Source organism: Gemmatimonadota bacterium (assembly GCA_039715185.1).
Classification (GTDB): domain Bacteria; phylum Gemmatimonadota; class Gemmatimonadetes; order Longimicrobiales; family RSA9; genus DATHRK01.
The window spans coordinates 1-10,228 of record JBDLIA010000108.1; the positions used below are offsets into that span (position 1 = coordinate 1).

Here is a 10,228-nt window from a genome sequence, read left to right on the forward strand (position 1 = left end):
GGTGCCAGTGGTGGTCCCAGGCCGCCGTCGTCGCGGCCGAACTCTCGGGCCAGGGCCCGCGCGTCGATGGCGCCCGTGTAGAGCGCCATGCCGATCACCACGCCCGCCGTGCCCGCGGCCGCGAGCGCGCGTATGTCTTCCAGGGCGCGGATGCCGCCCGCCGCGATGAGCGGGTGCGGGCAGCGCGTCGCCAGTCGGCCGAAGCGGTCCGCGTCCACGCCGCCCATGGCGCCCTCGCGGTCAACGTCGGTGACGAGCACGGCCGCCAGTGGCAGCCCCGCCAGGCTCTCAACGAACGGCGCCAGGTCGACGCCGGCGTCCTCGGTCCAGCCCGCCGCGGTGACGCGCTCGCCGCGCACGTCGGCGGCGACCACCACGCGGCCGGGCCGGCCACCCGCCAGACGCTCCAGCCAGGCCGGGTCGCGGACCGCGCGGGTGCCCACGACGACGCGCTCGGCGCCGCGCGCGAACAGCGCCTCGGCGCGCGCCTGGTCGCGCACGCCGCCGCCGACCTGGGTGCGAGCCGTAGTGCCGCCGAGCACGCCGGCGATGGGGTTCGCGGGGTCGCCCCGCCCCAGCGCCGCGTCCAGGTCGACGACGTGCAGCCACGCGAAGCCCAGGTCGCGAAACCCGGCGGCCACGTCGGGGGGCGACGGCAGCCGCACGCGCTCGTGCGCGGGCGAGCCGCCCACCCACTGCACGGCGGAGCCGCCGCTCAGGTCCAGCGCGGGCAGCGCGATCACGGCGACCCCGCCAGGTCGACGAAGTTGCGCAGCAGCCTAAGGCCCTCGACTCCGCTCTTCTCGGGGTGGAACTGGACGCCCCAGGAGTTGGCCACGCGCGCCGCGGCGGCGAGGGTCACGCCCAGGTAGTCGCAGTCGGCGATCAGCGTGTCCGGGTCCGCGGGCTGGGCGGCGAAGCTGTTGGCGAAGTACATGCACGGCCGCTCCAGGCCGTCGAAGAGCGGGTCGCGGGCGCGCACGTCCACGGTGTTCCAGCCCATCTGCGGGATCCGGCGCGCCCGGATCCGCCGGACCGCGCCGGGGATCACGCCGATGCCGGGCGCGGCGCCCTCCTCGCTGGAGTCCAGCAGGAGCTGCAGGCCCAGGCAGATGCCCAGGCACGGGTGGCCGGCAAACAGCGCCTCGCGCAGTTCTGTCCGCGCGGGCGCGAGGCGCTCCGCGGCGGCGTCGAACGCGCCCACGCCGGGGAGCACCACCGCGTCGCCGGCGAGCAGGTCGGCGGCGTCCGTGGTCACGCGTGTGTCCGCGCCCTCGCGCCGCAGCGCCTTTTCCAGCGAGTGGAGGTTGCCGGCGCCGTAGTCGAACAGGACCGCCTTCACGGGCTGGCCTCCGGCGGGGCGGGCGTCAGCTCGCCGGCGGCCAGCGCCGCCTCGATGGCGCGGGTGGCGGTGTCCATGGCCTCCGGCGGGCCCACCGTCACGCGGATGGCGTCGCCGACGCCCGGGAGCCCGGCGAAAGCGCGCACTCCTACGCCGCGCGCGTAGAGCGCGGTCTTGGCGGCCGGCGCGTCCGCGACCGGCGCGAGCACGAAGTTGGCGCGGCTGGCCAGCGCGTCGAAGCCCAGGTCAACGAGCGCGGCGGAAAGCGCGGCGCGCGCCTCGATCGCCCGGGCCACCGCTTCCGCGCGCCAGCCGTCGTCCTCGGCCAGCGCGGCGAGCGCTGCCGCCTCGGCCGGCGCGGACACCTTGTAGGGCCCGCGTGACTTCTCGATCTCGGCGATCGCGGCGGCCGGCCCGATCGCGTAGCCGACGCGCCCGCCGGCGAGCCCCCACGCCTTGCTGAAGGTCCTGAGCGATACCGTCCTCTCGGACGCGGCCGCCCACGCCGTGAGGTCCTCGCCCGCGAAGTCCGCGTACGCCTCGTCCAGCAGCACCGCGCCGCGCGCCTCGGCGTCCGCGCGGCGCACCGCGGCGGCCGCCATCGACAGCCCGGTGGGGTTGTTGGGACGGCACAGGTAGACGGCGGCGGGCGCGGCGGCCAGCAGCCGGTCCACGTCGGGGTCGGCCACGGGCGAGGGCACGCCGACCGCGCGCAGCGCGTTCATGCGCGCCAAGACGGGCACCATGCCGAAGGTCGGATCCGGATAGACGAGGGTCGCGCCCGGGTCGCAGAAGGCTCGCAGCGCCGAGTCCAGCACGTCGTCCGAGCCGCACCCCGTGGTGACGTTTTCGGGCTCCACGCCGTGGTAGGCCGCGAGCGCGATGCGCAAGGAGTCCGCGTACACGGCCGGATAGCGCGAGGTGACGTCCGCGCCCAGCCCGGCGAAGGCGCGCGCGGCCGCCGGCGCCGAGCCGAAGCGGCTGGTGTTGTCACTCAGGTCCAGCGCGACCGGCTCGCGGCCCGGGTCGTACGCCGACAACTCGCGGTAGGCGGCGCGCCCGGGCGCGCGCGCCCGGGCGAGCTCGGCGACGCGTCCGATGGCCTCCGCGCCGCGCTCGCCGGCCCGCAGCCGTGCCGCGGCGGCGTGGCCGGGTAGCCCCTCGGCTTCCGCCAGCGTCGCCGCGGCGTCGGCCAGTCCGGCGGCGCCCGCCGGCGACAGCTCCTGCCAGGTGCAGCCGCGCAGGAAGGTGCCGGTGGACAGGCCGCCCATCGAGCGGGCGAGCCCCCCCGTGGGCAGCGTGTGGTTGGCGCCGGACACGTAGTCGCCGAAGACCACGGAGGAGGCCGCGCCCAGGAACACGGTGCCCGCGTTGCGCACGCGTTCCAGCGCGGCGCGCGGCTCGCGAATCATCAGCGACAGGTGCTCGGGCGCGTACGCGGAGGCGAACGACAGCGCCTCGTCGAGCGAGTCGGCGAGCAGGACCGCGCCGCCGCCGGCCAGCGACTCGCGCACGACGTCGCCGCGCGGTTGTTCGGCGACGAGCCGGCCCAGCTCGGCGCGTACCGCCGCCGCGAGCGCGTCGTCGGTGGACACCAGCAGCGCCGCCGCGTCGGGGTCGTGCTCGGCCTGCGCGAGCAGCTCCGCCGCGACCGACGCCGGGTCCGCCGAGCCGTCCGCGATCACCAGGATCTCCGAGGGACCGGCGGGCGCGTCGGTGACCACCAGCCCGGCGACCTGCCGCTTGGCCTCGGCGACGTACGCGTTGCCCGGCCCCACCACGCAGTCGGCGGCGGGTACGGTGTCGGTGCCGAGCGCCAGCGCCGCGACCGCGCCGGCGCCGCCCAGAGCGAAGACCCGGTCCACGCGCGCTATCGCCGCGGCCGCCAGCACCTCCGGCGAGGGGCGGCCGTCCGCGCCAGGCGGCGAGCACAGCACGACCTCGCCGACGCCGGCGGCGCGCGCCGGCAGCGCGCACATGAGCACGCTGCTGGCGTACGCGGCGCGGCCGCCCGGGGCGTAGGCGCCCGCGCGCTCCAGCGGCTCGAAGCGGCGGCCCAGGGTGACGCCGGGCCCGGCGTCGACCGTCAGCGGAGCCGGCACCAGGGCGCGGTGGAAGGTCTCGATGCGCCCGGCGGCCAGCTCGAGCGCCGCGCGGACGTCGCGATCCAGGCCGTCCCGCGCCCGCGCCATCGCCCGCCCCGGCACCTCCAGCGCGTCCAGCGTCACGCCGTCGAACCGCTCGGCGAGCGCGCGCAGCGCGGCGTCCCCGCCCGAGCGCACGGCCGCGATGATCTCCGCCACGCGCGCCGCCACGTCCGGGTCGCCGGCGCGGCCTCGCCGCAGGAGCGCGCGCCGCGCGTCCGGGGCCAGCTCGGCCAGCCGGCCCTCGGCGGCGAGCTCGGGCCGCGCGTCGCCGGCGAGGCTCGCGTCGGCGCCGGGCGTTCTCATGGCATCAGCCTCTCGATCTTGGTGACCAGGATGCCCTCGGCGCCGATCGCCTTGAGGTCGGCGATGACGCGGTAGATCTCGTGCGCGTCCACCACCGCGTGGGCGGCGACGTGCGCGCCGCCGTCCAGCACGTCCACGATGGTCGGCCCGGAGATGCCGGGCAGGATGCGCTTGACCGCCTCCAGCGCGTCGCGCGGCACGTTGGCCATCAGGTAGCGCTTGCCGCGGGCGCGCAGCACGCTCTCCAGGGCCGCGGACAGGTCGGCCAGGGCGCGCGCCGCCGCGGGGTCGTCTCGCAGCCCCTGCCGGGCGACCAGGACCGCGCTCGACTCCAGGATCGTGCCGATCTCGCGCAGGCCGTTGACGCGCAGCGTGGAGCCGGTCGAGACGAGGTCCACGATGGCGTCGGCCACGCCCAGGTGGGGCGCGATCTCGGCTGCGCCGGAGACGGGTACCAACTCGACCCGACGGCCGGTCTCCTCGAAGAACCGTTCGGCGGTGCGCGGATAGCTGGTGGCGACCCTGAAGCCGTCGGGTAGATCCTCGATGGTCCTCGAGCCGGCCTCGTCGCGCACCGCCACCGCCAGCCGGCAGCGCCCGAAGTCCAGGTCCAGCACGCGCGCCACGTCCCGGTCGGCCTCGATGACCCGGTCCAGGCCCGTGATGCCGACGTCCGCGGCGCCGTCCGCGACGAACTCCGGGATGTCCGCGGCGCGCACGAACAGCGCCAGGAAGTCCCCCCCCAGCGCGGCCTGGAGAGCGCGCTCGCCGCGCGCCTCGAACGACAGGCCCGCGCGCTCGAGCAGCTCCCGCGAGCCGTCCGCCAGGCGGCCCTTGTTGGGCAGTGCGATCTTGATCATGGGCAACAAAAAAGCCCGCTCTTTCGAACGGGCCGCTCCCTGCAAGGTTTCGTGCGCTACGCTACCTGATGCACCTCGCCGACGCGGCCCTGGAGCCGTGATGGTGATGATGCCGGTGCGCAGCGCTCATGCGTGTCATGGCGGGGAAGCTAGTAGCGGAGTCGGGAAGGGGTCAAGGCGACCACCTGCCCCACGAACCGCGCCGCCTCCTCCTCCGCCCAGAACCTGGGCCGCCGCGGCGTGCCGTGGATGAAGCCGACGTGCCCGCCGGTCCCGGCGAACGCCGGCACGATCCAGGGGTTGGCCTCGGCCGCCTGCACCGGCACGCTGCCCGCCGGCAGGAACGGGTCGTCGTAGGAGTGCAGGAGCAGCGTGGGGACGGAGACGCGATCCAGGAAGGGGCCGCTGCTGGAGAGCGCGTAGTAGTCGGCCGCGTCACGGAAGCCGTGCAGCGGTGCGGTGGCCGCCTCGTCGAACTGCCGTAGCGTCCGCGCCCTCAGCGTCGTCGGCACGTCGAGGCGGGGCGCCAGCACGGCTTCCTTTGCGCGCACCTTGTCCCGCAGCATGCGCAGGAAGTAGGTGTTGTACACGATGCCCATCAGCCCCTTTTCGAGCGCGTCGGCCCCGGCCGCCAGATCGTAGGGGACCGAGACGGCCGCCGCCGCCGTGAGCCCGGCCTCCGCGCCACGCTCTCCCAGGTACTTGAGCAGGACGTTGCCGCCCAGCGAGAAACCGATCCCGGCGATCGGCCGGCCTGGGAATGCGTCGCGCAGGTGCTCCACCACCGCGGCCAGATCGGTCGTCTCCCCCGAGTGGTAGAGCCGCGCGGCGCGGTTGGGCTCGCCGCTGCACGAGCGGAAGTTGAGGCCGATGGGGCGGACGCCGTGCGCGAGCAGCTCCGCGTAAGTCTGCAGCATGTATGCGCGTTGGGCCGAACCTTCCAGCCCGTGCAGCACGATCGCCATCGACCCGGCCCCCGAGACGCCGTTCGGCTCTGGTCCCAGGTCCAGGTCGACGAAGTCGCCGTCGGGCAGCGTCAACCGCTCGCGGGACAGCGGCACCCCGGGGTCGCCGCGCAGGAACTTCCCCGCGAGGGTCTGCGCGTGCGCGCCGCGCAGCCAGCGTGGCGCGCGGAACGGTCTGGGGGTGAAGTCGGTGTTCATCGAACGAAGCTAACGCCTCGCCGCCATTGCGCCGCCCCGCCGCCTCCCTAACGTGCTGGATGATCGACGACGCGATGCTGGCGCGGCTCCGGGCGGACACCCCCGCGGCCGCGCGCGGACGGATACATCTGAACAACGCCGGAGCGGCGCTCGTGCCCAGGCCGGTCCGGCAGGCCGTGGACGAGCACCTGGACCTGGAGGACACCGTCGGCGGCTACGAGGCTGCGGCGGCCAATCGGGACGGGATCGAGGGCGTGTACGACAGCGTCGCGAGCCTCATCGGCGCCCGGCGTGAAAACGTGGCGCTCGTGGAGAACGCGACCGCGGCCACTGCGCTGGCGCTGTCGGCGATCGACCCGGGCCCCGCCGACGCGATCGTCACCACCCAGGACGATTACGCGTCCAACCAGATCATGTACCTGTCGCTGGCCCGGCGGCGGGGGGTGAACGTCGTGCGTGCTCCGGACCTGCCGGGCGGCGGCGTGGACCCGACGGCGCTGGCCGAGGCGGTGGACCGGGAGTCGCCGGTGCTGGTGTCCCTGACCTGGGTGCCCACGAGCTCCGGGCTGGTGCAGCCGGCCGCGGCGGTCGGGAAGATATGCCGTGCCCGGGGCGTGCCCTACCTGGTCGACGCGTGCCAGGCGGTGGGGCAGATGAGCGTGGACGTCGACGCGCTCGGCTGCGAGTACCTGGTGGCGAGCGGCAGGAAGTTCCTGCGCGGGCCGCGCGGCACGGGGTTCATGTACATCTCCGACGCCGCGCTCGACGGCGGCGCCGCGCCGCTGCTGCCTGACATGCGCGGCGCCACCTGGACCGACCCGGACGACTTCGCGCTCGCCCCGGGCGCCCGCCGCTTCGAGAACTGGGAGTATGCGCACGCGCTGTCGCTCGGCCTCGGCGCCGCCGCCGACTACGCGCTGGACGTCGGCCTGGAGGACATCCGCGAGCGCGCGTGGGGGCTGGCCGCGGAGCTGCGCGCGCTCCTGGCCGACGTGGACGGCGTGGAGGTGCTGGACCGGGGGCCGGAGCTGTGCGCCATCGTGACCGCTCGGGTGGGCGATCTGGACGCCTTCGACGTCGTGCTCGCGCTGCGCGAGGAGGGGATCAACACCAGCGAGGTGGTCCGCTCCTCGGCGGTCATCGACCTGGACCGCAAGGGCGCGCGCACCGCGCTGCGCATGTCGCCGCACTACTACAACACGCGCTCGGAGATCCGCGCCGTGGCGCACGAGGTGGCCGGCCTGCTGGAGGAAGCCCGGGCCTAGGCGCGCGCCCGGCTCGGATCGCGCGCCTAGCGTCGGATGCGGTAGCGGGCCAGCCCCTGCTCGTCGCGCGCGACATAGCTGTCGGGGCCGGTGAAAGCGCCGGGGAACGGCGTGCCCGCGGGGAGGCCGCCCAGGAAGCCGCCGTCCGCGGCGAACACCTCTACCGCCGGCACCTCCCCACGCGCGGCTCCCCGTTGCACCCAGACCTCACCGGCCGGCGAGATCCGCACATCGGTGACGTGCGGCACGGTCTCGGCCCAGCCGCGCTCCGCGGCCACGGCCTCCTTGGTGGCGCTGCAGGTCGAGGGGCCGGCCTGGAAGCGCACGTCCTCGCCCACTTCGCGCGCGGCCATCGCCGTGGAAACGGGCCGCGCGGGGACGTCCCGCCTCAGCGTGTCAGCCGGCTGCCCGCCGCGGAACAGCTCGATGGCGTATTCCGGCCCGAACGCCGCCGCGACGAGCCCGTCCCGCTCGTCCCACACGATCTGGCGCTCGAACAGGCGCGACCTGATGTGAGACACGCCGCAGCCGTCGTACTCGACGACGGAGGGCAGGGGCCGCTCGAGCCGCCCCAGCACGCGCTCGCGCGGTCCGGTCACCATGGCCAGTCGGTAGAGGACTGTCCCGGCTTCGGTGTCGAGGTCGCCGAAGACCGCCACCGCGCCGAGCCCGTCGAGCGCCACGCGTTCGCCCTGCGGCGGTTGCGGCAGCGCTACCCGGTGCTGGGCGCCTCCGTGCCGGAGCACCACGAGCCCGCGCTGGCCACGGTCGAATACGCCCAGCGTGCCGTCTGCCTCCGCCGTGAAATGGGTGGGTAGCTGGAAGGACACGCCGGCGCCGCGCGGCTCGACGGTCGACGCGCCTGCCGAGTCGAAGACGAGGAGCCTTGGGGGCGCCCCCGCCAGCAGGTACACGCGGCCGCCGTCGTCGGCGGCGGCCAGCGGAGCCGGAGCCCCTTCGGCGAGCGCGGACGGCGGATACTCGAGCGTGGCGACGCGCTCCACGCGTAGCCCCGACGCACGGGCGGATGCCGGCGCACCGGCCTGACAGGAGAGGAGCGCCAGAGGCGCCGCGAGCATCGACCAGCCAACTACCCGTCTCATCTTCCCCGCCTCCCCGTCTTGCCGGTCCCCGGACGTGCGGCCACGTTCGGAGCGTGAAGGATCGCATCATCGTCCGCAACGCCCGCCAGCACAACCTCAAGGGCATCGACCTCGAGTTGCCGCGGCGGGCGCTGATCGTGCTGACCGGGCCCTCCGGCTCGGGCAAGTCCTCTCTGGCGTTCGACACCATCTACGCCGAGGGCCAGCGCCGCTACGTCGAGTCGCTCTCCACCTACGCCAAGCAGTTCCTGGAGCGCATGGAGAAGCCGGCGGTCGACGCGGTGGAAGGCATCAGCCCCGCGGTCGCCATCGAGCAGAAGAACCCCACCAAGAGCAGCCGGTCCACCGTGGGTACGGCTACCGAGGTCTACGACTACATGCGCCTGTTGTGGGCGCGCGCCGGGACCACGCACTGCCCCGTCTGCGACCGCATCGTGCGCCCCGACACGGTGCAGTCGGCGACCGACGACGTGCTCGCGCTGCCGAAGGGCGAGCGCTTTCTGCTGACCTTCCCGCTCGCGCGCAGCGACCGGGTGTCGCACGGGGAGATAGTGGAGAACCTGCGCGCGCTGGGATTCGTGCGCGTGGTGGCGGGTCACGAGGTGCGAGACCTGGACCCCGCCGAAGCGGCGGACGCCGACGCGTTCGGGCTCGACCTGGGCGCCGCCGAGTCCGTGCTCGTCGTCGTAGACCGGCTCGCCGTCGGCGAGGACGTCAGGGAGCGCCTCGCGGACTCCTTCGGCACCGCGCTGATGGAGGGGGAAGGGGAGGCCGTGGTGCTGGTCCGCGGCGGCGGGGGCGCCGAGGGGGCGCACCTGCCTGGCCACGCCGAGTCGCGCTTCACGGAGCGGTTCCGCTGTCCCGACCACCCCGACGCGGCCTTCCTGGACCCGACCCCGCGCCTCTTCAGCTTCAACAACCCCTACGGCTCCTGCCCCCGCTGCACCGGCTTCGGCGCCACGCTCGAGTACGACCCCGACCTGATCGTGCCGGACCCGGGCAGGTCGCTGGCCGACGGCGCGGTCGACCCCTGGGAGAAGCCGCGCTACCACCGCGAGCGCGCGGCGCTGCAGGAGTTCGCGCGCGCCGAGGGCGTGTCCGCGGCGGTCCCTTGGCGCGACCTGCCGGAGGAGTTCCGCGAGACCGTGCTGCACGGCCGCCCCGGGCGGCTCAAGGACGGGACCGGATTCAAGGGCATGATTCCCTTCCTCCGCTCCCGGGAAAGGAAGCGCTACAAGCAGTACATCCGCGTCTTCCTGCGGCAGTATCAGCGGCCCAGCGCGTGCCCCGACTGCGCCGGCGCGCGGCTGCGCCCGGAGGCGCTGAACATCCGCGTCGGTGGCCTCACCGTCGCCGCCGCCGCGGCGCTGTCGGTGGCCGAGCTCGCCGACTGGTTGACGACCCTCGGGCTGGCGGGCCAGGCCGGCGCGGTGGCGGCGCCGGTGCTGCGCGAGCTGGAGAGCCGGCTGCGCTTCCTGGCCGACGTGGGCCTGGGCTACCTGTCGCTGGATCGCCAGACGCGCACGCTGTCGGGCGGGGAGGCCCAGCGAATCTCGCTCGCCAACTCTCTCGGCGCCCGGCTGGTCGACACGCTCTACGTGCTGGACGAACCCACCATCGGGCTCCACCCGAGGGACACCGCCGGCCTGCTTGGCCTCCTGGCGCGGCTGCGCGACCGGGGCAACACGGTCCTGGTCGTCGAGCACGACCCGGCCGCGCTGGACGTGGCGGACGAGGTCGTGGAGCTGGGCCCGGGGAGCGGCGAGAAGGGCGGCGAGATCGTCTTCCAGGGCAGCCGCGCCAAGCTCGCGCGGGCCGACACCGTCACCGGGCGCTACCTGTCCGGCCGAGCCCCCATAGAGGTCCCCGCGCAGCGCAGGCGCGTGGACGGACCGCGGCTCTCGGTGCGCGGCGCGGAGCTGCACAACCTGCGCGGGGTGGACGTCGACATCCCGCTGGGGGCGCTGACGGTCGTCACGGGCGTGAGCGGCTCGGGGAAGAGCACGCTGGTGCACGACGTGCTGTACCGCGCGCTCGAGCACGAG

8 protein-coding genes are annotated in these 10,228 nt (G+C 75.0%); 2 read left to right on the forward strand and 6 right to left on the reverse strand.

Annotated elements, in window-relative coordinates; translation table 11 throughout:
* The 5 genes from ABFS34_14585 to ABFS34_14605 form a co-directional block, all read right to left on the reverse strand.
* Positions 1 to 743 (reverse strand): 1-(5-phosphoribosyl)-5-[(5-phosphoribosylamino)methylideneamino] imidazole-4-carboxamide isomerase (locus ABFS34_14585; GenBank protein ID MEN8376669.1); only part of this gene is annotated, 743 nt, incomplete at its 3' end.
* The gene (gene hisH / locus ABFS34_14590; GenBank protein MEN8376670.1) at positions 740 to 1,342 is read right to left on the reverse strand and encodes an imidazole glycerol phosphate synthase subunit HisH; all 603 of its coding nucleotides are present in this window, start codon (positions 1,340 to 1,342) and stop codon (positions 740 to 742) included. The genes hisH and ABFS34_14585, both read right to left, overlap by 4 nt.
* Positions 1,339 to 3,792: a histidinol dehydrogenase gene (gene hisD / locus ABFS34_14595; protein MEN8376671.1), complete on the reverse strand. Its 2,454-nt coding sequence runs from the start codon at positions 3,790 to 3,792 to the stop codon at positions 1,339 to 1,341. The genes hisH and hisD overlap by 4 nt, the downstream gene beginning before the upstream one ends.
* Positions 3,789 to 4,652, reverse strand: a complete 864-nt coding sequence (hisG, locus tag ABFS34_14600) for an ATP phosphoribosyltransferase (protein ID MEN8376672.1) — start codon at positions 4,650 to 4,652, stop codon at positions 3,789 to 3,791. The genes hisD and hisG overlap by 4 nt, the downstream gene beginning before the upstream one ends.
* 149 nt (positions 4,653 to 4,801) lie before the next feature.
* Positions 4,802 to 5,815 carry an alpha/beta fold hydrolase gene (locus ABFS34_14605; protein ID MEN8376673.1) on the reverse strand — a complete coding sequence of 338 codons (1,014 nt, stop codon included), beginning with the start codon at positions 5,813 to 5,815 and terminating at the stop codon, positions 4,802 to 4,804.
* Positions 5,816 to 5,874: 59 nt separating this feature from the next.
* On the opposite strand from ABFS34_14605, the gene ABFS34_14610 reads away from it, so the two are divergent.
* Positions 5,875 to 7,080, forward strand: coding sequence for an aminotransferase class V-fold PLP-dependent enzyme (locus ABFS34_14610; protein ID MEN8376674.1), 1,206 nt, complete (start codon positions 5,875 to 5,877; stop codon positions 7,078 to 7,080).
* 26 nt (positions 7,081 to 7,106) lie between these two features.
* Here the strand turns inward: ABFS34_14610 and ABFS34_14615 are convergent, their stop codons facing one another.
* The gene (locus ABFS34_14615) at positions 7,107 to 8,183 is read right to left on the reverse strand and encodes a hypothetical protein (protein MEN8376675.1); all 1,077 of its coding nucleotides are present in this window, start codon (positions 8,181 to 8,183) and stop codon (positions 7,107 to 7,109) included.
* 53 nt (positions 8,184 to 8,236) lie between these two features.
* Between ABFS34_14615 and ABFS34_14620 the strand changes: the two genes are divergently transcribed.
* On the forward strand, positions 8,237 to 10,228 hold a 1,992-nt coding region (locus ABFS34_14620), incomplete at its 3' end, for an excinuclease ABC subunit UvrA (GenBank protein MEN8376676.1).

Coding starts and splice junctions, on each gene's coding strand:
- ABFS34_14610 (MEN8376674.1), top strand. CDS start 5,875: ATGATCGACGACGCGATGCTGGCGCGGCTCCGGGCGGACACCCCCGCG.
- hisD (MEN8376671.1), bottom strand. CDS start 3,792: ATGAGAACGCCCGGCGCCGACGCGAGCCTCGCCGGCGACGCGCGGCCC.
- hisG (MEN8376672.1), bottom strand. CDS start 4,652: ATGATCAAGATCGCACTGCCCAACAAGGGCCGCCTGGCGGACGGCTCG.
- ABFS34_14605 (MEN8376673.1), bottom strand. CDS start 5,815: ATGAACACCGACTTCACCCCCAGACCGTTCCGCGCGCCACGCTGGCTG.
- ABFS34_14615 (MEN8376675.1), bottom strand. CDS start 8,183: ATGAGACGGGTAGTTGGCTGGTCGATGCTCGCGGCGCCTCTGGCGCTC.